Here is a 25,627-nt window from a genome sequence, read left to right on the forward strand (position 1 = left end):
CCTCTATTTCTTTCGTTGAATAAGTGCATTTCCAGTAATCGTACTTTCGATTTCAATATTTACCGTAATGTTTGAAAAGATTTCATCCCATTCTTTTTCGATATGTTTCCATTCTTTCGGATAAGTACGATGAACGAGCTCTCCAAAACCAAATACGTCTACTTTCATTTTTTGCGCTTTCTCAAGTGCTGTTAAGATCTCTGATTTAATTTTCTCTTTTTTAATTTTTTCCAAATCCTTAATGACTTTTGGATTTGTTTCTCCAGACACACAAGGTGCTTCTGCTAAGTTTCCCTTTTCTATCACTTTTATATGAAATTCGAAATTGTCATTCTTTTTCACGACTGTTACATCTGATTTATTTTGGAATGTCTCAAAAGAAATTCGCTCCAATTCATTTGTTTTCTTTGGACAATCTGTTACAACAATTGCACTTTTCACGTCTTCTTTAACCCATAATACCCCTCTAATTTCATTAGGACTAAAATAACCGACGAGTTTGTCTTTCTTAAAAATAGCTGTATCTCCCATTTTGAAAGATACCCCATTTACTTCGCCTTGATTTGTTACAATCGTAACTGTAGGGATCATCGCACTTTCCGTTGTATGATATTTCCGGAAAAATTCATTCAAATTAATTGTGACGCGTTTTGATGTTGCTTTTTCCAACTCTAACTGATCAAATAAAGAAATTGCAGGTAGCTTTTTCGTTTTTACATTTGCTTCTATAATTTTCTCAGCACGTAAGGGTGTTATAACGATTAAAAAATTCCTGCGTTCCTCCGCATCACGTGTAAAAAACTCTAAAGCAGGCTTAATTCCTTTTTTCGCAACGTCTTCACTTATGACAAGTACCTTTGTATGCGACCAAAATAAACGATTAGGCCCCACATTCGTTACATTTCGAATAGCATCAAATTCTGACTGTCCAATACTCTTATACGTAAAATATGATTTTTCCCCTCCAGCAACGTCCTTAGCTAAGACTTCAGTATTGGCTACTTGAGTACTTACGACATATTTATCTTCCATTTGGTCAATACCAGCCGCTAATACGAAGCCTAATGTTTCGATTTCTTTCCGATTCCAACAGCCTGTCAACACAATCAAAACGATTATCACGCCAAAAAACTTATTCATCTACATTCTTCCTCTTTTTAAAGATTGAAATGAAATATAAAAGCATAGGAATAAATATTTCAATAGAAAAAGCATAAACGCTATAATGTTCAGGTGTTAAGAAATGTTTAATTTCAGCAATATTTTCAAACGATTCTTCTGATAAAATGAGCATTAAAACCCCCAACGGAATAATTAATGCCTTATAGGATTTTAAAGCTAACCACTGTCCAAAACTAATGACACCAGCATATAAATAGATGGCAGCTTTCATAAATAAAAGGCTAATCCACGCAGCCACCATCACAGCTTCAATTCTCTCTAAAAAGTGTGCTACGGATACCATTCTAGCTAATGAAAAAACAGGCAATGTTAAGTTATTCGCTTCATTTGCACCAAAAATTCCTACAACAAAGATTGATAATAAAATAAGGACAATTGAACTTATGACGTTGGCTAAAAGACTGTAGGACATGATTTTTGGTTGATCTTTAACATATGGAGACAATACAAGAATTAAGATTGTCTCTCCGTACAAGACAATCGGTATGATTGTCCCTACAATTACTGGTTTCATTCCCTCTTCTAACACAGGCAATAACGATTCAAATTGAACATCTTTAAGAAGTAAGATCAAAATGATAATAATGGAGGCAAGAGAAATGGGTAAAACGATCGTATTCACATTAGCAATAGATTCCAGCCCTCTATAAACAGCAAAAATAACAGAAACAGTGAGCGTAATGTTTAGGAAGGGAATAGGGGTTTCAGGCATTAACGCATTATTTATAATTTCGGAAAATTGTCTAACAGTTAAGTAAGAAACTTGTAAATAAAACCCTATATAAATTAAACTAATCAGTCTCCCACCCCATGATCCTAATAAATAGATACATATTTCTATAAGACTCAAGTTAGGATGTCTTTTTGCTAATAAGACGATCATCACCGTTATCAATAGGGCGATAATACTTGAAAAAGCAGCTGAAATCCAGGCGTCTTTTGCATTACTGTGATTTCCAACGATGGGTAAAAAGACAGTCATTATTGCTAATCGTGAAGCAATGATTAAAAGACATAATTGCATAGCACTGATTTTTGGTTGATGAACAATTGCATACATAGCCATTACTCCTTTTCCTTTACTTCAAACTCACTTCCATTTTGGTGATTAATCATCATTATTTTTCGTTTTTTCTCTAAATTTTTCCAAGGGAAACGAATGATGGTATCTTTTAAATCTTGTACAGTTAAAGGAGCAATGGGAGATAAATAAGGAACGCCAAATGATTTAATGGAAGCCATATAAGTTAATAACATTAAAAGGGCAATTGTAATGCCTGGCATTCCTAAAATAGATGCGACAATCATTAAAGGGAAACGTAAAATTCTTGTAACCATTGCTAGGCTATAATTTGCGTTCGTAAAAGAGGAAATACCGGTGAGTGCTACCGCAATAACCATGATAGGAGAAACAAGTCCGGCATCAACAGCAGCTTGTCCAATAATTAAGGCACCTACAATACTGACGGCTTGTCCTGCCACTCGCGGTAATCGAACTCCTGCTTCTCGCAATATTTCAAATGATATCTCCATTATCAGTGCTTCAAAAATGGCCGGAAAAGGAACCCCAGATCGAGCTCCAGCAATTCGCAGTGCTAAAGTTGTTGGAAACATTTCTTGATGCATCGTCGATAAAGCTATGTATAAAGAAGGTACCGTAAGTGAAAATAAAAAAGACATTATTCGAATCCACCTAAGAAAAGTTGAAAAAATATAGTTGCTATAATAATCACCACTTGTTGTAAAAAATTGTATAAAAACAGTTGGAGCAATTAAAGACCAAGGTGTCCCATCTACAAATATAGCGACATGACCTTCTAATAGCATTGCAACAACTTTGTCCGGCCTTTCTGTGCTATTCATTTGTGGAAAAATCGATTTTGGATAATCAACAATCCATTCTTCAATATAAAAGCTTTCTAAAACACCATCAATCTCAATCTGTGAAATTCGTCGCTTCACTTCTTGGACCAGCTCAATATTTGCCAAACCATCTATATAAACAATGTTCACTTCAGTATTTGTGATTTCCCCAATTTTCAATTTTAAGATTCGTAATCCTTCATTCTTACATTTTCTCCGAATTAGACGAACGTTCGCTTGTATATCTTCAATAAACGATTCTTTTGTCCCTCGAACTTCTGTTTCAACTGAAGGCTCTTCTATACTACGAAATTCCGCATTACTTGTACTAATAGATAGTGCTATAAAAGACCGATCCATTAGTAAAATACTATTACCAACAAGGAGTGCTTCAATCATTTCACTTATCATTGTTAATGTAGAAATAGAACTGAACGGTAATTGTTTTTTGATCATATCGTCTGCGAATTGTTCTGGTGTCTTTAGTTCTTCAACGTTACTCATTGTTAATAACGACTCAAGCAGTTTGGATAATTGCTTTTGATCAACCATTGTTTCTAAGTACACGACTGCCACTCGTTGTTTTTCAGCAAGTACTTGTAAATACCGAATTTTTATATCTTTGCTATGCCCTAATTTTGTTTGAATACATTCATAAGTTTCTTCTATAGATATCGGGATTTTTTTATCAGATGAAGTACTTTTTCCTTTTAATTGAACTTTCTTTCTACCTAATAAATGAAGCATAGTCTAAACACCCTTTCTAGGTTAAAAGAGAAAACATTTCAAACAAAATCATCGATTATGTTCATTTCTTTCTTAATATTTTCGTTCCTCATTCAGACTATGCATTTAATTCCATTAATCGCTTATGAATCCAAATCGCGCTTTGTGAACCTTCTCCCATTGCAATGGTTACTTGTTCAGAGTGAGCAACAACATCACCTGCTGCCCATACGTTTCGTATATTTGTTTCTTTCGTCCGTTCATCGACGATAATATGGTTGTTTTTTTGGACATGTACACCTAAAGAAACAGCTAATTGGGATGAAACATGATTTCCTCCAAAAGCTATGAATCCTTTTGAACCTTCGATTGACGTCTCATCCTCTAACAGGACACCTCGAAACGCAGTAGATGGGCTTGAAATTATTTTTTGTACACCTTTTGAAATAATTGGAATGTTATGTTGGTGAAGCGATTTTTGAAGGGAAGCGTTCACTTCTTTTTTTTCATGATTGACGAACAAAAGGTTGTCTGTCCAATATGTTAACGTTAGAGCCATATTGGCACCTGAATCTCCTGATCCAATCACAATGGTTTTTTGACCTCTAACCTCATAGCCATCACAATCCGGACAAACATAGATTGATTTTCCTAAAAAAGGCTTGAATTGATTATGTAAAAAGGACGGAATTCGGTCCATTACACCTGTTGCGAATAAAACGGTTTTACAAAAATAAGTGTAATTTCGTTCTGTTTGTACAGTAAAACCATGGCCTTCTTTATAAAGATTGACCACTCGGTCTGTGTGAAAAGTAACTCCGTATTTTTCAGCATGCTCCCTACCTAACTGGCGTAATGCTTGCCCATCAATACCATTTGGCCAACCTAATATATTATGGTACATCCTGCATAATGTTGACCGACCGAATCCCGTATCAATCACAACGATATTGTGGCAGTATCGTCCAAGTTGAATCGCAGCTTGTAACCCTGCGATGCCTCCGCCAATGATAATGCAATCAAAGGTCATATTAAAGACTCCTTTTTAACTTTCTAAATAGGGTGTTAATCGATGAATAAGGTCATTGAGTCGTCCTTGATTTTCGATATACATTTGCTTTGCGTTTTTCTGTTCTGTTTGCAACGCATATAGCTCAAAGTCCGCCTCTACCTTTTTTAATGAGGCTAATAATAATTGTTTTTCGGAAGGAGCTGGCACATTTATTTTATCGTCATATAAATCAACGGTTAGCTGACCGTATGAATCAACTTGTCCTAAAAACACATTTTCAACTGCAACCCCTAGTTTATCTAAATTTTCTTTGAGCCAGCCTCTGCCTAATCCAAGCGTAGCTAATGCTTCATCGTAAATTTTTCCATCCAAAATGACATTTTGCGGTTCTTTTATTGAAATAGGATATTTCTCGATATCCCCTATCGTTACAGGCTGCTTTTCTTTTTTTAAGAGGACACTTAAGTCGCCTGTTGATTCTAACGTAGCAAATTCTACATCGGCTACATGAAATATATCTTTTTTCCGAAGCTGTTCGAGTAAATTAGTAACAGGATACTTTTCCTTTTTTAAATTATCTTCCATGATTTTTCCATTCTTAATAAATACTGTTGGTTTCCCTTCGATAAACTGTTGAAACGTAGGGCTTTTTAATGAAATAAAAGAAATGATAATCGGAATGGAAGCCCACACGAGAATGCTAATAATCCCATTTGCTAAGTTTAATTCAGCATCCATCGATAATGTTCCAGCAATATCTCCAATCGTAATCCCAACGATATATTCAAAAAACGATAGCTTGGAAAGCTGTTTTTTCCCTAACAATTTAGCAATGATGAATAGTCCGACAATCAGTGAAATCGAGCGAATAATGACTTCTACCCATTCTGGCATCGTGATGACTCCTTTTGATTAAAATCCTTTAAATTGAGGTTCTTCATACTCAAGCTGGCCAATTCGTTCTTTTAAATCATCGATGATGGTTTCAGTCTCAAGCATCGTTTCATGAAATACTCGTTGCGCTTCTTCATCAGAAGATTGTAAAGCATATTTTTGTAATGTTGCATGGATACTTTTTAACGTTGCTAAGCTTTGTTTCACTTGTGATGCGACCGTCATTTGTTACCTCACCCCTTTGGTTTAAATAAAAGAGCACCGATAAATCCAAAAATAATGGCGGCAGAAATACCGGCGCTCGTTACTTCAAACATACCGGTTAGTACACCAATGATGCCATGCTCCTCTGCTTCTCTTAATGCACCATGGACGAGCGAATTGCCGAAGCTTGTAATCGGAACCGTCGCTCCGGCTCCAGCAAAATCGACAAATGGCTCATATAGTCCGACACCGTCTAAAATCGCACCAATGACAACAAAAATACTTAATGTATGAGCTGGCGTAAGCTGGAACACGTCAAATAATATTTGTCCAATGACACAAATGAATCCACCTATGACAAAAGCCCAGAAAAAACTTGCAAGCATGTTAACACCCCCTCATCTCAATCGATACAGCGTGGGCAATACAAGGAATCGTTTCCCCTTGTTGATAAGAAAGGGGCGATAATAAAGCACCTGTTGCGACGACTAATAAACGTTTTAGTTCCCCTTTTTTCATTCGATTTAATAAATGTCCGTAGGTGACAACAGCGGAACATCCTGCACCACTGGCACCTGCAAGGACGGGTTGTCCGTCTCGATAAATCAGCATCCCGCAATCTTGGTATAGCTCTTCATTAACAGATACTCCATGCTTGACTAATAAATCGAGTGCTGTTGAATGACCGATTTTTCCTAAGTCTCCTGTAACAATTAAATCATAATAAGTCGCTTCAATATTTAAGTCTCTTAAATGGGCTTCAATCGTATCAACCGCTGCTGGGGCCATCGCTCCACCCATATTCATCGGATCATCCATCCCTAAATCAACAACTCTTCCTATCGTAGCGGAAGTGATAACGGGGCCATCCCCATCTGAACAAACAAGTGCAGCTCCTGCCCCGGTGACCGTCCACTGTGCAGTAGGTGGTTTTTGTCCACCATATTCTGTCGGATAGCGGAATTGCTTTTCAATGGCGGTATTATGACTTGCGGCTCCTGTTAATATATATTTTGCGCCTCCATGATTGACGATAAAGGCACTTAACGCAAGCCCTTCCATCGATGTAGAACAAGCTCCAAAAACGCCAAAATAAGGAAGACTCATCGTTTTCGCAGCAAAACTTGACGGTGTCATTTGATTGACGAGATCTCCTGCTATTAAAAAATGAACCCGATCTTTTTGAATTCCAGCTTTCTTTAAAGCCGTAAAATAAGCTTCCTCAAATAATACTCGATGGGCCTTCTCGTAAGAGTCTTCTCCAAGCCATAAATCTTCATGTAATAAATCAAAATCTTCAGCTATTTTTCCGTTTGCTTCAAACGGTCCACCTACTGTACCTGTTGAACGAATAACTGGCTTATTTTGAAACACCCATGTTCGATGTCCAACGAGCATATTAAAAACCTCCCCATTGGATTAAAATGGTTTTAATAAGTGCCACGACAAACGCCGAAAACGTCCCAAATAAAATAACCGATCCAGCAAGTTTAAACATATTCCCGCCAACACCGAGAACAAATCCTTCTGTCCGGTGCTCAATACAAGCCGAAATGACCGCATTACCGAATCCAGTAACTGGTACAGCTGACCCAGCACCGCCAAATTGAGCGATACGATCATAAACACCAAATCCCGTTAAAAGCATCGAAATAAAAATCATCGTTGCAACTGTTGGGTTCCCTGCTGTTTGTTCATTAAAGTTAAAATTATAAATATAAAACAGTTGAATCGCTTGGCCAACTGTACAAATAATGCCTCCAACTAAGAAAGCTTTCAAACAATTTTTGAACAAAGGTCTTTTCGTTTCATGCTTTTTTTCTAATTGATAATATTCTTGCATCGTAGGAGTATTTTCTTTCCGTTTTTCATTTGCCATGTTTACACCTTCTTATGCTTCTTCTTTGCTTAATTCAATAATTTTTTTAACTTTTTTGTTTAATTTTTTCTTATCTAAATTGGGCAGGTCATTTACTAACTTTTCCGTTTCAAGTATCACTTTTATATCGTGGGAAACGGTAATTTTATACTCCTTATCTTTAAATGTTTTTTTCAATTTCTTTTTAATCTTTTTATCCGTTTCTTTTAAAGTAAATCGACTTAGGTGATTGATCCGATAAGCAATTAATAAGTCTTTCTCAGTATTTACTGCAATAACCTCGGGGATGGTATCCATCTTTTCCACGATCTTTTCAGCTTTTTTCGCATCCGATTGATCGATTTGGTGATGTGAGACCTGACTTATGTTTGGTGAATTTGTTGCTTTGTTGTCGTTTGAATTTTGAGAACAACTGCATAAAATCGCTAATATAACCAAAAGGAAACTACATAATCTTTTCATTCGTAACGACCATCCTATAGGTAAATTTGTTCTTGTTAATCATTATCATGTGAACAATAATGAATATTTATTACATTTGAGAACATCTAGTTAATGAAAAAGTCCGTTAGCTCTCATATGCACATAAGAACTAACGGACGATCGTTTCTTATTTACTTTTTCTGTTACTTCTTTAATGTTATATCTCCTAGTTCGGTAGTAATTACTAGGCTCGGGCTATTTTTACGAACTTCGCCATATTGACCTTTTAATGTTTGGCTCGTAATGTCCTTTAACGCTTCGCCTCCAGAAACCGTTGTCGTGACAGATAAATTTGTATTGATATCACCTAATTCAGTTGAGAGATCCATGTTTAGAGGTTGCGGATCTTGACTTAGGGTTACGTTTGCATCTCCCATTTCTGTTCGAATAGTATTCGTATCTGTTAGTTTTTTAACCGAATAAATGTCTATATCACCGGTTTCAGCTTGAAAATGAAATGTAGCATTTAGTTCATTTATTATGATGTCACCTAGAGATGTGTCAGCAGTAATTTTTTCTCCTTCAAATCCTGTTAGTTCGATGTTGCCTAAATCTGTTTTGAATATTGCATTTTTAGCCATGAACTTATGATCGGACGAGATGTTTCCAAGCTCAGTCTCCATATTTAAAGTATTATACATTTTTTCCGGTAAAGAGACATGTAAATCTAATGAATCACTATTAAAGCCGAAACTAGCATTAAACAACCATGGTCTCTTCTGCTCCATTGATATTTCTAGCGTTCGGTGATCAGTTGATGTACTAAATACCGTATTTAGTTCTCTTGTTGTCTTTCCAATTATTTCAACATATATTTGTTCAGCTTTAACTGGCTTTAAATAAATATTTGCTAAATCTGTTTTTATTGAAATGTTCTGAATTTCTCTTCCGTCAATTTCCTTCTGTTCCATCACTTCTTCCTGTTTAAAGCCTACTCCACTTATAAGAAGACTAACGGTGCCAATTAATCCAATGACTACGAGCAGTATGCCAATTTTCACAACTTTTTTCATATTGATTCCCCCGATTTATAGTTCTCACCTTTAATCATATTTAAGTTTGATCTTACATATTTGATAAACCACGTGATGAATATTCTAGAAACTTTAATGGCAAGAACACCAGTTAAGAGTCCTAACCCTAAACATCCGATCGATATAAATAAATTCAGAAAAAATTCAGATGTTTGATCAACAAAAAAATAGGAGCTAATAACCGCTACGGGCGTTAATACTAAGGATAAAGAAACGACATATAACGAAAAAATGATACCGAGTGCAGCGATGAATGGACCGAGTAAAAAGACAAGATTAAAAAACCCTAAACCAATCGATGTATAAATCGCTCGAAAAAGACTTGTTACGGACTTATTCTTTGTGGCATTTTCTAAGTGGTAATTCGTTTTACATTCTTTTGCGATAATTTCTGGTTTACCGAGTGATTTTGTTATTTCTTCCTCTGTCTTGCCACTTTCCATTTCCATCCGAAAATGTTCTTCGTAGTCATAGAGAAGCTCTTGTTTTTCTTCCTCAGGTATTCCGTTTAATAACTTTTCTAACCTGTTCATAAATTCAAGTTTTGTCATGCTTCATCCCCTCCTCAATAATTTCGTTAACCCCCGTTGAAAAAGCCTTCCATTCATCTACCAGCTCCTGCATATAAGCGCATCCTGCTTCTGTTAATTTGTAATATTTTCGCGGTGGACCTTCTTGTGATTCAACTAGATAGGTTGAGAAATAACCTTCCTTTGTTAACCTTCTTAGAAGAGGATAGATGGTACCTTCTGCAATTGAAAACTTTTCTGATATGCTTTTTACGAGTTCATATCCATAGTGATCTTTCTTTTTTGATAAAACTAATACACATAATGTTAACACACCTTTTTTAAATTGTACGTTCATTCGTACACCTCCTTTAAAAAGGTACTGTTTAATACAAGGTACTATGTGTAACATTATTATATGCTTTACTATTGAATATTACAAGGTACTAACGGGGAAAGTTCCATTTATTTCTTATAATGGCCTTCTCTACGTCTTGCTTTTTAAAATGGATCTTCCTTTTTGAGCAGTTTTTCTAATAGTGGATTGGGAAAATATAAAAAAGGCAAGTAATATTCATGTGCTTTATTACCTGCCTTTTAGGAAATTTATTTTTTCTGATTTTTTTGTTGGTTTTGGGTTGGTTGCTGATTTTGACTAAATTGTGGTTCTTCTTGTTGGATTTGTTGAAAACGTTGATTTAACTGATCAACTACTTGTTGTGTTTGTTGTGCAGCCTGCTCGTACATTTGTTTCGCTTGCTCATTTTCCGTTTGTAAGGCAAATGATTCTAAACTTGCTTGAGCACTTTTTAGACCTGCTAATGTTTGATGAACTTGAGTTGCAACTGTCATTGGACTTTCCTCCTGAAAAATTTATTAAATACAATATTAAATTCTCCTGAACAAATAGCCACATACAGGTAATAATTTCAACATGCAAATAACAATTTCTCCTCATATTTAAGGGAATCCCACAAACACTATAGTTGTTGGAAGAACAACTTCCAATACTTCCGCAAAGTGAGGTGTGAGAAATTGAACAATATGCGTTGGTTAACTACTTTATTCAATTTCGGAAGAGGAAATAGATGGATGTTTGGTAAACGAAATCATCGCGGGATGATGTGGTTATCGTTATTAGGAATAGGACTCGGTGGAGCTTGGGCATACGGAATGGCCAGAGATCGAAGAAACGGAATGCAAGCTGTTGTACAACCACTCCAACGACAGTGGAAAAATTTAATGCCAAACCAATAATTGTGAAAAATTAGCTTCATGTAATAAAGCGAAAATTCATTTAGTGGGGCATTTTTCATCCCCCACTCCCATGAAAATAGAAGCCATTTTCATCACTATTGGTGAAGCTTTGCTTCATGGCGTTAATAAATTTAGAGCCTATTTTGATTATTTTTTCAAAATAGGCTCTTTTATTTTTTTATTGTTGTTCTAACACTATTTACAAATGAATTAGGTTTGTATTCTGCTTCATTTTAAAATATCATCCAAGACGATTCCCTAGGAGAAGTGCGGAGCATACGATAAAGTAAAAATTCGGAAAGGAATTTTGACATGTATTATTATTATCACTACCCTTATTACAATCGTCAGTATCCTCAATACCCTCAGTCTGAAATGATAGTAGCTCCGTTTATACAAGAGCTGCTATACCCTCACTTAAAAGGGGAAACTCCAGCTCCAGGTGCCCTCTCGCTTTTATAAATAAATACCACTTCATTGACGAAAGCCTCAATTATTATATAAACTTAGTTGTACTAAAAATTAGAACAAGGTGAGTTAAATGGATTTTGTCATAAATTTATTATCGTTTTTCGTCGTCCATGTTGAAGGAAAAGGTGAGCAAACGTTGAAACATCATAAACATTTTCAAACATTGGATGCTAAAAGTTATGAAAGCAGTCCGCTAAAAAACTTCTTAGATGGTGAGCTTGCGAAAATCTCGAAACGTAAAGTGGAGCGTTACCCGAAAAATGAACAAGTTCCGACAAAGATTGGACGATTTATTGTTGAGCCAGGACATGATTTGGACTCAAATCCGAATTACAACCTTTTTCATCGCCTCCGTTTTGCCGAAACGTTGGAAGACTTTAAGATTGCTAGTGAACAAGTCGTCACCGCTTATGTTGATGCCAGTGCGATACGTGGCGGGGCCTTTCTTGTCGCCCAAGCAAAGCTTAGAAAATATTTTGATGACCCGTTCGTTTTTATTATGAAATGTGATTTTGAACCGAAAGTGGCTTCGATCGCAGATGAAACGTCACTCATTCAAAATGTTGAGATGGCTATTACGACAAAAGGCATGAAGTCCATTCAATACCCGTATATGCCAGAAGAAGGGATGATCGAAGAAAGCGAGCTAAAAATCCATCAGGCCTCCCATGCTAGGTATTTTGAAGATTTTTTAAAGTTTGTTGAATATGAAAAATCTATGCCGGAAATCGTAAGAACACAAGTGAAAACGATGGTTCAGGAACACGTTTATGAAACGTATGAAGAAGATAGCGAGGAGCGCCAACAATTTGAACATGAATTAGAGGTTTGGGAAGCAAGTCCAAAACGCGAGATTCAAGAGAGACTTACAACAGAGCAGGTTGTGGAAGCGACAGCCCATATAGTAGAGCATACACCAGAGGTTGAGCTGAAAATGAAGCTTGGAAATACACAAATTAAAGGCCTGCTAGCTGATTTTGGCGAAACGATTCATTTAGGAAAGATTAATGGTCGATATGTGCTACTTGTTGAAGCGGATACGATTCAGTTTGAGAAAGGTGTTTCACCTATTGAGTTTCATAAGCCGGATGATTTGCACACTGTTTTAGACAAAATGAGCAGAAAGCAAAGTAAAAATGACATTAATTTAACGTGAAGCTGACCTTAAAAATCGGGTCAGCTTTTTATAGGCTTGACCCAAGGTCTGTTTCTTATTTTTCATTATCTTTGGGGGTCATGGTGATAGTTTACGAATCTTTGCTGTTATGAATAAAACTAACGGCATAAAAACTCCATATGTAAATGAGTACGCTATCCATTCTGTCGAAGCGAATTCATTTAAATAGACTGAATTAGGAGAAGTGATAATTCCAAGTATCGTGATGCTAGTACCTAGAGGAATGGTAACGACTCGATAGTCCTTCATGTTTAACGTTTGGGCAATACCTAAAGATAACGCATAGAAAATAGTTGTCAGCTTAAAATATATCGTCAACATCCAAACAATGGCAATAATAGCTTCCATCCGTTCAAAAAATTTCCAAACACTTATTTTCTTACTTAAAATATAACTTGGATATGCTTGAAGGGATGTAATTTGTGCACCAAGGACTGTTATTGAGATTGTTGTAATTATAATTAAAAAAAGCCCAGCAATAACTGTTCCTAACAAATATGCCTTACTTGCTTGCTTCAATCGGTTCACATAAGGAAAAATCATTAAAAATACGACAAGTTGAACAAAGGGAGTCGCTGAAAAAATGATGGCGCTGTGTACTACTGGTTTAGATCCGTTTTCTAAAACCGGTTGGATTTTTGTAAAGTCAATTTGCGGAACAATCAGGATAAGTAAAACAAAAAGGAGGATAAAAATCCACGGAATAAATATTTCTGCTGTTCTTACAATCGTTTCAATTCCTAAACGCGTCCCCATGATTACAATACTGATAACAACGAAATGAAAAGCTTCTATAGGTGTTTCAACAAAAATTTGAGTAACCATGAAATTTCCGATATCCCATAGGACAGTTCCTCCTAAAACGGATAAAAAAATGTAAAATGAAATGGATACAAATTTCCCAATCCATTTGCCAAAAACGATTTCATTCATTTCTGCAATCGTCTTATTAGGAAATTGTTTTCCTAAAGCAATATATAAAATGACACATATAAGTCCAATACCTAAACCAATGATTCCTGCAAGCCAGCCATCCTGTTTGGCTTCTGCAACAAGGAGGCCCGGTGCTAACAAGACAGAACTACCAATTGTAAAAGATATGACAAGGTACATAAATTGGGAGGAACTTATTTTTTCATTTTCAAACAAAAATCTCACCTGCCTGCCCCTATTGTTAACAACTAAGTCTCATTTTATGAGATACTACACTCAATTTAGAAAACTTACACATTTTTACTTGATTTAATATCGAGAACATTAGAGATAACATTCCAATGAAACGAATTTTTTACAGAAAGAGTTATTCGTCAAACTCATAACCAACATAAGATGTTATACAAATCGTTAGCAACAAAAATAAAGAGGAACTACGTTTTTTAATCAACATAGAATCCTCTTTCCTGTTTGCAGTATTGGGATGTTACTTAAGGTGGTTCGTTATGGTCACTCTCCTTTAAATTGCGGCTTTCTCTTTTCACTAAATGCTTCTAATGCTTCAATTCGGTCTTTTGTCGGGATTGTTTGCTCGTATGCTTTAAATTCTATCTCAAGTCCTGTTTGAAGATCGACATTCATTCCTTTTGAGATGGCAAATTTCGCCTGTTGGATGGCAATTGGGCCTTGCGCGAGCATTTTATTTGCAAATTGAACGCATTCCTCTATTAATTGCTCACGTTCTACAACATTCGTGAAAATTCCAAAGTCGATTCCTTCTTTTGCATTCAGCTTTTGAGCAGTAAAAATAAGTTCTTTTGCTTTTGCCTCACCAATTAATCGTGGTAACCTTTGCGTTCCCCCTGCTCCTGGGATGATGGCCCAGCTTACTTCTGTTAACCCAATGACCGCTTCTTCTGCACCAATACGAAAATCACATGCCAACATTAACTCAAACCCGCCTCCAAAGGCATATCCATTTACAGCTGCGATGGTTGGTTGTGGTAAATTCGCGACTTTATTGAAGACATGGCGAATTTTTTTAACGTTTCGACGCACTTGGTCTTCTGTTAATGTTTTTCGTTCTTTTAAATCTGCCCCTGTACTAAACGCTTTCTCACCGGCACCTGTTATAATCACAGCTCGAACATCTCGGTCGTGTTCAATTTCCTCGATAACATTTTCAAGCTGTAATAACGTCTCATAATTAAAACAGTTTAACGAATCCGGCCGATTAATCGTGACAAAGCCAATATGATTTTCCTTTTGAAATAAAATATTACTCATGTTTTTATGTACCCCTTTCTTTAAACAGTTTTCCAAATCCAACTCCCCCATCCACATTTTCAATTGGTTTGGAATATACAATCACTAATTGTTTTCGATACTTTTCTTGTGAATTCCTTCTCATGAAACGAAAAAGAACCCACTTTTCAGTGAGTTCGTCTGAAACCTTATTTCATTTTTTCTACTTTTGATAATCCATTTACACTGGCGGTAATATCAAAATAAGCCTTAACAGCATCACCAATCTGTAAGGAATCCTTTAATGGCTCATCTAAGTTTTCTTCTTTAAAGGAAAATTTAAATCCATCCTTTGACCGTGCAAAATAGGTATCATCTTGAATGTCGACAATTTCACTATAATACACTTTATAATCTTTATCATCCTTTAACGTAACCGTTTCATGCTCTGGTAGTTTCTCTAGCTTTTCACCAGCACTTTCATTAAAAAAGCTAAACGTTTGAACTCCTTGACCTAATAGTTTAATAGCTACTAGTACAGCAAAAATAATGAGTAATAAAAATAACAGCCGCTTCTTTCCTTCTACTGATAACATGACGTATACCTCCTTCACTACAAAGAAGAGCAGCACTCGCTACTCTTCACAAATCACAATATATGATGGAAATTGTCTTTTCATTCTAAGTTTAAAGAAATTCCTAACCTCTATATTAGATTGAACCTATACTTTAAGTATAGTCAATCCATACGAACAAGCAAGGAAAAAGTTCCCACAATGTGAAAAGAAGTGACGAAATGATAGTTGCCGTTTTTAAAACATAGGAATACGTCTCATTTTGTTGAAAATTTGTTTAAAATTTATGATCTATACGAATACTGCTAACAAGGGAGGTATATGCATGCTATTATCATTCCATGAAATTGAAGAACGTTTTGACGACTTTTTATCGAGTCATCTTTATAACGAATGGAAAGATCACTTGATCCGATCTGGCCTTTTTTTAGAAATCGAGTCAAATATATTCGAGGTATGTATGGAACGATTCGAATTTCAAAAAAATTCTTACGACGAATTCTCCTATTTATATACCATTCTTTCTGAATCAGAATATCGAAAAAGATGGGTGTTTCCTCATTGGTTTTAAGAGAAATTATCACGAATTGCTTTTTCAATTAAGCCCTTACAGCGATCTAGTTCAACTTTTAATTGACGCTTATATTTCTTTGCTTTTTCATAATCAACAAATTCATAATAAACGACTTCTTGGAATTCCGTCCCCTCTTTTTTCTTTTTTACTTGTCTTAAAATTCCGTCATGAATGAGATCATGCAATGCCTTATACAATTCCGAATGATTTGGTTTAAATCCATATGGTTTAAATTCACTACGTAAAACATCTAATAATTTTAAACCATAAAGCCGTTCCTCTTCTGTCATCGTTATTAAATATAGCTTTAAAAAAGCACGTTGTTTTAATAAAAAACCACTCGGATTACGCTTTTCACTCAAAATGACCACCTCTAGTTTACGATAATTTTATTATGTACATTTAACGTCTTGTTGACTTAAATCGATCATTATATTGTTATTTTACCGTATAATAGGTAGGATGAAAACTTTCTTTTACCTATTTTTCATTTAGAACATAGTTTTGTTAGAAGTGATATGGGGTGTGGTGGTCAAATTGGAGTCCTCGCCAATTCACTCACCTATTTCTTTTTATTTCTAATTCATTATCCTATTGTCAAAATAAGCCCTATTTTTTTTTCGATATTGTGATATTTTATTTGTGGATACCCTCTTTCTCTTCATTTTTTCGATTCTTTTATCATGTGTTTAAAGGGAGAAAAGCGAAAGGATGACTGCATAAAATCCGCCTTTTTATGCAAGATCCAAGGCTTCACGAAAGGAGAAACCCCTGATCCATTAACGATGTATTAATTTTTGCATAAAGGAGTAAAAACTGAACCCCGCCAATCCCCTGTGTCTCAGGGGTTGGCGGGGTTGTTACTTCCCATCATCGGTCTTATATGAACTAGGTTTGTATGAATTTCCCGTGTTTCTGAATTAGCCAATATCACAATGGAATACGTTGACTTTCAGAAGAAACAGATTGACGTCATTCACAAAGGAGATAAAGCCGATACGGTTTTAGTAACATCATGGGCTTTAAAAGACCTAGAAAACTATTTAGCCATACGCCAGGAGCGGTATAAACCTTCAGAGGACCAACGATATATCTTTCTAACAAAGTATCAAGAGAAAGCGAATCCAATTTCTACTCGTACCATTGAAGAAAATGTCCATAAGTATACAAAAGCATTTAACTCTGGTAAAACCATAAGCCCTCATAAATTGCGTCATTCCTTCGCGAGTGAATGGCTGCGTTCAGGTGGAAATCTTGTATTACTACGAGATCAGCTTGGTCATAATTCAATAGAAACAACCTCTTTATATACAAACTTATCAAATGAAGATGCACGAAAAGTAATCGACAGAATGGAGTAATAGCATTGTATTTGTCAATGATAAATTCCAGAAAGGTGCTCACTTCAAAAGTGAGCACCTCTTGGAATGAAAACTCCCATAAATAGGAGTATGTGGGTGTTTGAGTTTCTCGCCCCTCCCCGGGGCGAGAAACTCAAACACCTCGCGCTGCAGTTTACTACCCTTCTCCATTTTCTTTTTACATAATACTTTAGCGGAAGCGATAAGATTCCCCGTTTAATAAAAGAATGTGCGAACGATGAGTAAGTCTATCAAGTAATGCAGTGTTATCTTCTTATTTCCGAATACGCTGGTCCATTCGGTAAATTCAAGGTTTGTCGTAATGATGGCGCTTACTTGTTGATAGCGACATGAAAATAACTGAAAAAATAGCTCAGCGCCTGTTTTCGAAAAGGGGACATATCCCAGTTCATCTACGATAATCACATTATATTTGATACACTTCTTTTCAAACGTTCCTAGTTTTTATTGGCTATGTTTATTTCTTCTACTAACTCAGAAGTCGTAATAAACTTCATTTTATAGCCATTTTCATTAATGGCGATTTCTAGATCAGTAGCCAGACGCGTTTTTTTTGTCCCACTGTTTCCAAGAAATATAATATTCTCTTTCCTCTCTACGAACTCCCTTGTGCAAGTGGAAGAAATCGGTTGTCATTTAAACTTGGCATTAATGTAAAGTTATAGGTATCTAACACTGGAAGAGTAACTTGTTTGAGCCTTCTCTGCTTTTAATTTTTCTCTTGTCTGAATTTCTAATTCTAGTAATGCCAATAAAAATTCGTCGTATCAATGAATTCTTTCTTCTAATTTACCGGTCAAAGAGCGATATTGTTTGGCAATGGTGGGCATTCTTAGTTGTTTGGTTACATGCCCCTATGAGTAATTCTGTTGTTATTTCATCTGACCTCCCCGTTAGTTGACCTTATTTTGCTTTTTGCACTTTTACTCCTGTAATTTCACCGGTGTTTTGTCTTTTGATAAGTCATGGAATTGAAAGTCATGATTCGTAAGCTTCTGAATCATATCGTGGACGATTTCATACCAGTATACCTGCTTTTCTACTTCATTCAAGGATTGTGTTAACTTTTCCATTTCGATTTCACGGTGAAGGAGTAGAAGGCGGATAAATTTACGAGCTCCTATGCTTCCTTCTTGTTCCGTCATCTTGCGATGAGAACGCTTGGACACATCAGGAATGTCAGATGATTGGAATGTATAGGCATCCCGAATAGATCAAGGTTTTATTAATAACACCTCTAGGTAATAGTCTAAGTTCATGATTATTTGATTCAGTTCATAAGAAAGCAGATGTTCAGTGATCAATTGGTTTTGAGTCACAACGATTATTCAATCGACAAAAAATTTTGTCCATACCATTTTGACCTACATAACTACAAGGAACAGAATATTGATTGGTATTAACGGTAATCAAAGATGTATTGTTGACCTGGCAAGAAACGACCCGACAAGCTTCGAATTTCGTTTTCGGACGTTTAATAGTCTGCCTCTTAGCTCTTCCTTGTGAATGATTTTCATTTATAACTGTTACACAATAATAAAATTTGACGGAGTAATTTCAAAAAACATTTGTTTGATTTCCCGTCATAAAGAAAAGACGAAGAAACCTCTTCCGACTACTATATTTATTCTTAGGGAGTTATCTTAAGCAAAATCCTCTACTTTCAACAAAACTCTTTATATACATTCTACTTTGTTTACTAAGTAAGTTTGACATTTGTTTAGTCCATGTGTCATCTCGTTTTCCGTTTGTGCGCTTCTTATAGTAAAAAGAAACAATTTCATTATAATGTTTCAATTCTTTTTCTATTTCGGAACGATCTTGCTGGTATGTTTCCTCATGGTAAATATGATGAAATGGTAAGCGTGGCTTTTTATCAGGATCCTGTGCTGGGTATCCTATTGCAAGACCAAACAACGGAATAACTTGTTGAGGGATTTTTAGGAGTTTGCAAACTTCGTGTAAATTGTTCCGTAAACCGCCAATATAACACACTCCCAATCCAATAGATTCCGCTGCTATTGCAGCATTTTGTGCAGCCAAGGCCGTATCAATAAGCGCAACCATAAACTTTTCGGTACTTTCTAAAGTAGTGGAAAAATCGACATTTTCCATTTCACCTACAATTTTATGACGATATAAATCTGCACAAAATACAAAGAAATGACCATTATTCTCCACGTAAGGTTGGTTTCCTGATAACTCGGCGAGCTTTTGTTTCGTATCTTTATCTTTCACTCCAATAATTGAGTAGGGTTGAATAAAACTAGATGTTGATGCTGCTTGGGCGCATTCGACAATAGTGCGAATTTGCTCATCAGATAATGACCGATCTTCAAAATTACGAATGGAACGATGCTGCAAAATTGTTTCAATAACCCAATTCATAATTTATCTTGCCTCCTACATAAATGATCCAAAGTCGTACATTACTGTTTATTTATTAAAATGAAAAAACAAATATTTGTTCTTTTATCTATAGTTTATAACGGTGTTTGTCAAGATAATTGTCGCATTTTCTTATTTACTAGTGTATTTAATTAATAGAGCATCTACCGCGCTTCGCTTGGTGGCCTTCTCAAAAAAGCACAGAATACATTCTGTTCTTTTTTGAGAAGGGCAAAGGGGCATTTTAGCTCGACTGAGGAAAATTTATTTTTTTCAATTTTTACTTTCTTCTTTCATTGGATTTAATTCTACCGATTCATGCGCAATCCAATTTCTTGTTGAGCGAGACCAACGCGCTGGATGCTTTTGCTTCGCCTGCTCATATACTTCTTTTCGTTTTTTTAGCACATCTAAGTAGACCCCTGTATGACACTGTTCTGGAGTTACAAAATTTATCCCACTGTGTAAATGGATACAGTTATACCAATATACAAATTGCATTGCCCATTCTCGTGCTGCATCAAGTGTTCCAAAGCCTCTGTCAGGGTATTCAGGACGATATTTTAGAGTCCTAAACATCGCTTCAGAATAGGGATTATCATTGCTGACTCTTGGCCTTGAGTACGAACGTTGGATCCCCAATTTTTTCAAGTAAAGCTTGAAATGTTGCGGCTTTCATTGGACTTCCATTATCCGAATGGAGCACAAGAGGTTTTCCTTGAATTTTTTCACTAATAACAGCTCTCTTAATCAATTCCTCCGCATATTTTGCTTCCTCTGATTCCCAAACTTCCCAACCTACTATCTTTCTACTAAATATATCGATTATCATATAGAGTCGGAAATACAACCCTTTTACTGGCCCTTTTAACCACGTAATGCCCACGTCCAAACTTGATTCGGAGCTTTTGCTATGTGACTTTCAGGTATTCTTCGTTCTGGTTTTTTGCTTCTCCCTCTATGATTTTGCATATTTTGTTCACGCAACACCCGATAAAAGCTAGATTCAGAGGCAATATAAACACTTTGGTCGGCTAGTTTTGGAACAATTTGTGTAGGGGGTAAATTGGCGAATTCTTCCTTTTTAACGACTTTTATGATCTTTTCCTTTTCCTTTTCCTCTTTTGTTAACTTGTTTTTTGGTTCTGGTCGAATCGCATGGGGACGCTAATCCTCTTTAATTCCTCCTTCTGAAACCCAGCGTTCATAGGTGCGCACATTAATATTTAACTCTTTGCACGCAAGAGCTATTCGCGCACCATTCTGATTAGCTTCTTGAATGAGTTCTACTGCTAGTGCGCGATCTGACAGGCTGATCATTCGTCCTCTTGGTCCCCCCACCCCAGATCGCTTGGGCCTTTTTTCTTAATAACAGTAAAGCCGCAGCTTCTGCCAAAGCTTTCTCTTTTTTACGTAAATCTTTTTCTAAAGTTTTTGCCCGTTTTTTCTCCTCTTTTAATTCTTGATTCAATTGCTTTGTTTGATTCGATTGCTGACCATTTGCGTTAAGGCAAGTATCACGCCATGCCTCAATTTGTTCTTTATAAAGTCCTTTTTTACGACAATACGCTGCTAACTCTGCACCATTCATTGTGTATGTTTCCATCACAACGAGAAACTTATTTTCACTGCTCCATTGTTCAGAACTTTGTCCATCACCAGGTGTAGGGTTTCCAGCTATTCGGGCTTCCTTCCTCCATTTGTATAACGTAGGTTCTGTGATTCCTAGTTCTTCGCTTAATTGACTTACAGATTCATTGTTAGGAGGTATCATTCTCCTAACAATAGTTTCTTTCTCTTCCTTTGTATATCGTTTGCCATTTTTACTTTTCATGTCGATCAACCTCCGTGTATTACTTAAACTATACACTAAAGTTCCCTACGACATCTATCCTAACAGAGGGGGAGAATAAAAACCTCTAACCCAAAAAAACAGGGCGAGCTATAAATCTTAAGTAGTAGGCTTATGGATATTCTTTCTTCCAAAATTGTTAGAGTAATACATATATAACCATATCAAACTAATCAAGATGCAAAGTACACTTAGTCCCACTCCTAAAACCCTAGAAGACATCCTTTCTAATAATATTCCTGAAATAAACATAGACAGATTAATAAGTGAGCTATAAATGGAATAATGCAAAGAAAAAACTTTACCGATTTTATCATTCTCAGTGTAGTTTTGAATTAAAGTAGTATCTAGGGGGATAATTACCCCACCAGCGATTCTCATAAACAATAACATTATACATCCAACATAAAGTGTATTGGATAAAACAAAAAATAAAAAAAATACTCCTTGAAAAAGGTAGGCTAATCCAAATGCTTTCTTCATCTTGTGATCATCACTACCGATAAAATATTTAACGATTAATCCTCCAATTATGATCCCTATACCTTGTGTTGTATACAGCAGACCGATTCCTGTACTTCCTGAATGGAAAACCTCTTCAGCATAATAAGTTAAAAATAACTGATATACTCCACCAATAACACCCCACGACATACCTACCAATATTAGAGTAAGAATGATTTTATTGTTTATTATAAATTTATATCCTTCTTTTATATCGTTGTAGACACGATTTTTTGTCTTTTTTTCTAAATGTTGTGGTATCTTGATGAGATAAATAAACCATGCAGAACCAAAAAAGGACAGACTATTGATAATAAATGCAGACTGTACACTGAATAGTCCTGCAACCACTCCCCCTATAGATGCACCAACTACGGACATTAATCCATTTATCGTACTAGATAGTGAATTAGCAATCACTATCTGGTCCTTTTTCACCGTATATTTAATCACACCTTGTTTTGCCGGTCCAAACAAAGTTTGTAAAGTTGCTAACAAAATATTAAGTATAAATATAATCCAAACATATTTATATGCTAGTAAAAAGCCAAGTACAATTACTCCCCGAAGGATGTCTGTATAAAACATAATCCATTTTTTGTTGTAACTATCTACTAAATAACCTATAAAAGGACTCAAAATAAGTTGAGGTAACCCTTTACTGATTAGTGTAAGAGCTAACATCAAGGTAGATTTCGTTTCTGAATACACGAACCCTAATAAGGCAATTGTATGGAACCAGTCCCCTAACACACTTAAAGTTTGTCCATAAAATAGATGCCTATATTCTCTGTTTTCTCTAAGTAAGTTTAAAAATGTATTTTTTTTGTCATCCATATTACGATTTAGCTCACTCCAATCGCTTCTCTTTCATGTATATATGTGCCAATTCTCTCTTCCGGAAAACTACCTAATTTGTAAATTATAAATCCTCGTAAAAAAGTCATGATAACTTGACCTTTTAATACAATATTTTCATAAGGGGACCATGAACATTTGGAATATAGTTTACTTAGTTTTCCTTCATAACTTGGACTAAATAAAACTAGGTCGGCATCATATCCATAAGAAATTCTTCCCTTATTTTTAATTCCAAACATATTTGCTGGGTTTTCAGAACATAATTTAGCAATAATGCTACACGCCAGATGAGGGGGAACCTTCCGATTTAACAATCCGCTATATAAAACAGGTAACAGCTCCTGTACTCCGGGCATACCAGCAGGAGGTTCAGTTCCATTCTTTTCTGCTAGTGTGTGTGGAGCGTGATCGGAGCCGATAGTATCAACGTTTCCCTTTATTAATTGATCCCACAAATAATCTTTATCTTTCTCTCTTCTTAAGGCCGGACTTAATTTATATTTCCACCCCAAATTATGAAAATCAGTTTCTATAAAGGTTAAGTGTGGAGGAATAAATTCATATGTAACATTTATTCCTTTATTCTTTGCCTCACTCAACAGTTTTGCTTCTTCCATCGTTGAAACATGGAGAATATGAATGTGGCAAGATGTTTCTTTAGAAATCTGTATTAGCATCTTTACTGCTTCAATAGCTGCTTCCCTATCTCTTACCTTTGAGTAATCCAAAGGGGTTTGAATATTGCTTTTCCTAAATAGTGGCTGATATTCAGCGTGTGCAGTTAGGGTTAATCCCTTTTCCTTTAATAAAATACACACTTCCTTTAGGTATGAAAAATTAAAAACAGTCTCTTTCGCAGTTTCGTGACCGCACATAAAAACTTTCACAGACGAAATAAAAGATGGATAGAGAAGCTTAATTTCATCAATATTTTCATTGGTTAATAAAAAATGAGATGAATAATCGACATACGAAGTCCCATTTACATCGTTTATTTTATTTTTCAACTCCTTGAGATTATTTATTGGAGGAATTGTATTGGGCATGTCTATTATCGTAGTAACACCACCAGCAGCAGCAGCCCTACTACCATGTAAAAAATCTTCTTTATGTGTTTGACCTGGAGTTCGAAAGTGAACATGACTATCAACCAAGCCAGGTAAAATAAATAAATCTGTGGCATCTATTACTTTCTGAACCTCTATATTCTCAGGAGCATAATCATTTATATAAACTATTTTTTCATCTGCTATACCAATATAGGCATTTTCTAAAGGTTGAGGAAGAAATGCAGTACCATTCTTAATTAGCACATCTATTCTTTCTCCTTCTAACACAGCAGATCCCCTCCCTTAATATTCCATCTACCAGCTATAAATTCTTTACATAATTCGGTAGTTGGTCCCATTAATCCGATGGCCTTAGCATCCCTATATAGTCTTGATATTTTGGAAAACTGCGAATAACCTTTTGCCCCAGATAATTGAAGTACTTCATTTGTAACTTTTTCAGCCACCTCCGCTGAAATAACTTTGGCTTCTAGTACTACGAATTCAGCTTCGGGACTATTTTTGTTTGCTAAATCCGCAGCTCTATATATCAATGCTTCAACTGAGTTAGTTAAAATGACTAGATTACTAATAACAAAACGGGTATTTTGATACTCCCAAATATTAGGTTTTTTTATAAGTAATTTCCTAGCAACATCTAATGCGGATTTGCAGATACCTAACCCTACAATTCCAGGATGTATAGCAGTTTGCCTATTACGTTTCATTATTTCCTTACCTTTACCTAGACCTCCTAATAAATTTTTAAACGGAACAATGCATTCTTTACAAAATATCTCCTTAGTCGATGTTCCTCGTAATCCCATTCCATCCCATGATTCACCAAAAGTAATACCATTTCTATCTTTTTCAACAATTACAAATGATTGTTCATTCGGTTTATCCTCATTACTTCTAACTAAAATTGTGTATATATCAGCCTCGCCAGCACCTGTACAATAAGCTTTGTTTCCATTAAGAATAATTTGATCATTGTAAAGTCGGGCTGTTGTTTTTAAATTTTTTTTATCAGCTCCAGCTAATAATTCGCTCCATGAAGAAGCACCTAATATTAATCCTTTTGCCATTTTAGGTAGTAAAATATGTTTTTGATTATCTGTACCGAAATCTAGTATTCTTTGAACAACTTGATTATGAAACATATATAATGTTCCTGTTGAGCTACACCCTCTTGAAATGATTTCTGTTATTTTGGTAAATTCTAAGATATCACCTCCTAGTCCTCCGAATTCCTCTGGAATAAGGATTCCTAATAAACCAGACTCTCTCAAACAATCCATACTTTTATTAGGAAATACCCCATACTTGTCAATATAACAAGCCTCTTTGCTGATAATATCTCTGACTAGATCATAAGCTAAGGATATGTATGATTTGTTCTTGTATTTCAAGACTAACATCTCCTATTTTCGTAACATTTTGTTCTATACCTGAATCCGTGATAAAAAAATAGATATTCACAGCGACAAACCTTGATATAATAGGGATATGCATCCTTTTGGATCAATAAAATCACTTCACCAGGTAGGTGCATAATGACAATGGTAAAATT

General features: G+C 35.6%; 29 protein-coding genes and 2 pseudogenes. 4 read left to right on the forward strand and 27 right to left on the reverse strand.

The features are described 5' to 3' along the window. Positions 1-3: 3 nt before the first annotated feature. The 14 genes from MLD65_RS13845 to MLD65_RS13910 all read right to left on the reverse strand — a co-directional run bounded on the left by MLD65_RS13845 (position 4) and on the right by MLD65_RS13910 (position 10,638). Entirely contained in the window at positions 4-1,140 is a 1,137-nt protein-coding gene (locus MLD65_RS13845) for a Ger(x)C family spore germination protein (RefSeq protein ID WP_243292461.1), read from the reverse strand. Then, complete coding sequence (locus tag MLD65_RS13850) at positions 1,133-2,242, reverse strand: GerAB/ArcD/ProY family transporter (protein ID WP_243292462.1); 1,110 nt, start codon at positions 2,240-2,242, stop codon at positions 1,133-1,135. The genes MLD65_RS13845 and MLD65_RS13850 overlap by 8 nt, the downstream gene beginning before the upstream one ends. Positions 2,243-2,247: 5 nt before the next feature. Beyond that, entirely contained in the window at positions 2,248-3,792 is a 1,545-nt protein-coding gene (locus MLD65_RS13855; protein WP_243292463.1) for a spore germination protein, read from the reverse strand. A 97-nt stretch (positions 3,793-3,889) separates the two neighbouring features. Then, positions 3,890-4,801 carry an NAD(P)/FAD-dependent oxidoreductase gene (locus MLD65_RS13860; RefSeq protein ID WP_243292464.1) on the reverse strand — a complete coding sequence of 304 codons (912 nt, stop codon included), beginning with the start codon at positions 4,799-4,801 and terminating at the stop codon, positions 3,890-3,892. Positions 4,802-4,816: 15 nt separating this feature from the next. Then, positions 4,817-5,677: a DUF421 domain-containing protein gene (locus tag MLD65_RS13865; RefSeq protein ID WP_243292465.1), complete on the reverse strand. Its 861-nt coding sequence runs from the start codon at positions 5,675-5,677 to the stop codon at positions 4,817-4,819. Positions 5,678-5,695: 18 nt separating this feature from the next. Then, positions 5,696-5,902, reverse strand: a complete 207-nt coding sequence (locus MLD65_RS13870) for a DUF1657 domain-containing protein (RefSeq protein WP_243292466.1) — start codon at positions 5,900-5,902, stop codon at positions 5,696-5,698. An 8-nt stretch (positions 5,903-5,910) separates the two neighbouring features. After that, a complete protein-coding gene (gene spoVAE, locus MLD65_RS13875) occupies positions 5,911-6,267 on the reverse strand; it encodes a stage V sporulation protein AE (protein ID WP_243292467.1) in 357 nt (118 codons plus the stop codon). A gap of 1 nt (position 6,268) precedes the next feature. Beyond that, positions 6,269-7,279, reverse strand: coding sequence for a stage V sporulation protein AD (gene spoVAD / locus MLD65_RS13880; RefSeq protein WP_243292468.1), 1,011 nt, complete (start codon positions 7,277-7,279; stop codon positions 6,269-6,271). A 1-nt stretch (position 7,280) separates the two neighbouring features. Then, entirely contained in the window at positions 7,281-7,760 is a 480-nt protein-coding gene (gene spoVAC / locus MLD65_RS13885; protein WP_243292469.1) for a stage V sporulation protein AC, read from the reverse strand. 12 nt (positions 7,761-7,772) lie between these two features. Continuing rightward, positions 7,773-8,222, reverse strand: coding sequence for a YhcN/YlaJ family sporulation lipoprotein (locus MLD65_RS13890; RefSeq protein ID WP_243292470.1), 450 nt, complete (start codon positions 8,220-8,222; stop codon positions 7,773-7,775). A 164-nt stretch (positions 8,223-8,386) separates the two neighbouring features. Beyond that, a complete protein-coding gene (locus MLD65_RS13895) occupies positions 8,387-9,256 on the reverse strand; it encodes a DUF4097 family beta strand repeat-containing protein (RefSeq protein WP_243292471.1) in 870 nt (289 codons plus the stop codon). Then, positions 9,253-9,828: an HAAS signaling domain-containing protein gene (locus MLD65_RS13900; protein ID WP_243292472.1), complete on the reverse strand. Its 576-nt coding sequence runs from the start codon at positions 9,826-9,828 to the stop codon at positions 9,253-9,255. The genes MLD65_RS13895 and MLD65_RS13900 overlap by 4 nt, the downstream gene beginning before the upstream one ends. Then, positions 9,815-10,144 (reverse strand): PadR family transcriptional regulator, encoded by a 330-nt coding sequence (locus MLD65_RS13905; RefSeq protein WP_243292473.1) that lies wholly within the window; start codon positions 10,142-10,144, stop codon positions 9,815-9,817. Before MLD65_RS13905 ends, MLD65_RS13900 begins: the two co-directional genes overlap by 14 nt. Positions 10,145-10,392: 248 nt before the next feature. Further along, positions 10,393-10,638 carry a DUF1657 domain-containing protein gene (locus MLD65_RS13910; protein ID WP_243292474.1) on the reverse strand — a complete coding sequence of 82 codons (246 nt, stop codon included), beginning with the start codon at positions 10,636-10,638 and terminating at the stop codon, positions 10,393-10,395. A 183-nt stretch (positions 10,639-10,821) separates the two neighbouring features. Here MLD65_RS13910 and MLD65_RS13915 point away from each other — a divergent pair, with 183 nt between their 5' ends. Next, complete coding sequence (locus MLD65_RS13915; protein ID WP_243292475.1) at positions 10,822-11,043, forward strand: hypothetical protein; 222 nt, start codon at positions 10,822-10,824, stop codon at positions 11,041-11,043. A 541-nt stretch (positions 11,044-11,584) separates the two neighbouring features. Beyond that, the gene (locus MLD65_RS13920; protein ID WP_243292476.1) at positions 11,585-12,670 is read left to right on the forward strand and encodes a DUF3900 domain-containing protein; all 1,086 of its coding nucleotides are present in this window, start codon (positions 11,585-11,587) and stop codon (positions 12,668-12,670) included. Between the two features lie 78 nt (positions 12,671-12,748). On the opposite strand, the gene MLD65_RS13925 is transcribed toward MLD65_RS13920, so the two are convergent. The 3 genes from MLD65_RS13925 to MLD65_RS13935 all read right to left on the reverse strand — a co-directional run bounded on the left by MLD65_RS13925 (position 12,749) and on the right by MLD65_RS13935 (position 15,465). Continuing rightward, positions 12,749-13,849: a GerAB/ArcD/ProY family transporter gene (locus tag MLD65_RS13925; protein WP_243292477.1), complete on the reverse strand. Its 1,101-nt coding sequence runs from the start codon at positions 13,847-13,849 to the stop codon at positions 12,749-12,751. 285 nt (positions 13,850-14,134) lie between these two features. Further along, complete coding sequence (locus tag MLD65_RS13930) at positions 14,135-14,911, reverse strand: enoyl-CoA hydratase-related protein (protein ID WP_243292478.1); 777 nt, start codon at positions 14,909-14,911, stop codon at positions 14,135-14,137. 167 nt (positions 14,912-15,078) lie between these two features. Beyond that, positions 15,079-15,465, reverse strand: a complete 387-nt coding sequence (locus MLD65_RS13935) for a hypothetical protein (protein WP_243292479.1) — start codon at positions 15,463-15,465, stop codon at positions 15,079-15,081. Between the two features lie 304 nt (positions 15,466-15,769). Here MLD65_RS13935 and MLD65_RS13940 point away from each other — a divergent pair, with 304 nt between their 5' ends. Beyond that, on the forward strand, positions 15,770-16,015 hold the full coding sequence (locus MLD65_RS13940; protein ID WP_243292480.1) for a hypothetical protein: 246 nt from the start codon (positions 15,770-15,772) through the stop codon (positions 16,013-16,015). Here the strand turns inward: MLD65_RS13940 and MLD65_RS13945 are convergent. Then, entirely contained in the window at positions 16,012-16,380 is a 369-nt protein-coding gene (locus MLD65_RS13945) for a replication termination protein (RefSeq protein ID WP_279326086.1), read from the reverse strand. The two genes, MLD65_RS13940 and MLD65_RS13945, sit on opposite strands and share 4 nt — an antisense overlap. A gap of 540 nt (positions 16,381-16,920) precedes the next feature. Here MLD65_RS13945 and MLD65_RS13950 point away from each other — a divergent pair. After that, complete coding sequence (locus MLD65_RS13950; protein ID WP_347709308.1) at positions 16,921-17,379, forward strand: tyrosine-type recombinase/integrase; 459 nt, start codon at positions 16,921-16,923, stop codon at positions 17,377-17,379. Between the two features lie 190 nt (positions 17,380-17,569). Here MLD65_RS13950 and MLD65_RS18155 read toward each other — a convergent pair. The 9 genes and pseudogenes from MLD65_RS18155 to MLD65_RS13985 form a co-directional block, all read right to left on the reverse strand. After that, positions 17,570-17,805: pseudogene (locus MLD65_RS18155) on the reverse strand (ATP-binding protein). Positions 17,806-17,837: 32 nt separating this feature from the next. After that, positions 17,838-18,026 (reverse strand): ATP-binding protein, encoded by a 189-nt coding sequence (locus MLD65_RS18160; protein WP_347709309.1) that lies wholly within the window; start codon positions 18,024-18,026, stop codon positions 17,838-17,840. A 297-nt stretch (positions 18,027-18,323) separates the two neighbouring features. After that, complete coding sequence (locus tag MLD65_RS13960; RefSeq protein ID WP_243292482.1) at positions 18,324-18,545, reverse strand: hypothetical protein; 222 nt, start codon at positions 18,543-18,545, stop codon at positions 18,324-18,326. Between the two features lie 148 nt (positions 18,546-18,693). Beyond that, positions 18,694-18,921 (reverse strand): Mu transposase domain-containing protein, encoded by a 228-nt coding sequence (locus tag MLD65_RS18470; protein ID WP_481748530.1) that lies wholly within the window; start codon positions 18,919-18,921, stop codon positions 18,694-18,696. A gap of 117 nt (positions 18,922-19,038) precedes the next feature. Further along, on the reverse strand, positions 19,039-19,788 hold the full coding sequence (gene nfsA, locus MLD65_RS13965) for an oxygen-insensitive NADPH nitroreductase (protein ID WP_243292483.1): 750 nt from the start codon (positions 19,786-19,788) through the stop codon (positions 19,039-19,041). A gap of 273 nt (positions 19,789-20,061) precedes the next feature. Further along, positions 20,062-21,622 (reverse strand): annotated as a pseudogene (locus MLD65_RS13970) (IS3 family transposase). Between the two features lie 117 nt (positions 21,623-21,739). Next, positions 21,740-22,981 carry an MFS transporter gene (locus MLD65_RS13975; RefSeq protein ID WP_243292484.1) on the reverse strand — a complete coding sequence of 414 codons (1,242 nt, stop codon included), beginning with the start codon at positions 22,979-22,981 and terminating at the stop codon, positions 21,740-21,742. Positions 22,982-22,989: 8 nt separating this feature from the next. Then, complete coding sequence (locus tag MLD65_RS13980; RefSeq protein ID WP_243292485.1) at positions 22,990-24,342, reverse strand: dihydroorotase; 1,353 nt, start codon at positions 24,340-24,342, stop codon at positions 22,990-22,992. After that, positions 24,336-25,466 carry an acyl-CoA dehydrogenase family protein gene (locus MLD65_RS13985; protein WP_243292486.1) on the reverse strand — a complete coding sequence of 377 codons (1,131 nt, stop codon included), beginning with the start codon at positions 25,464-25,466 and terminating at the stop codon, positions 24,336-24,338. The genes MLD65_RS13980 and MLD65_RS13985 overlap by 7 nt, the downstream gene beginning before the upstream one ends. Positions 25,467-25,627 lie beyond the last annotated feature (161 nt).

It is taken from the genome of Bacillus sp. FJAT-47783 (genome assembly GCF_022808615.1).
Taxonomy (GTDB): Bacteria; Bacillota; Bacilli; order Bacillales; family Aeribacillaceae; genus Bacillus_BZ.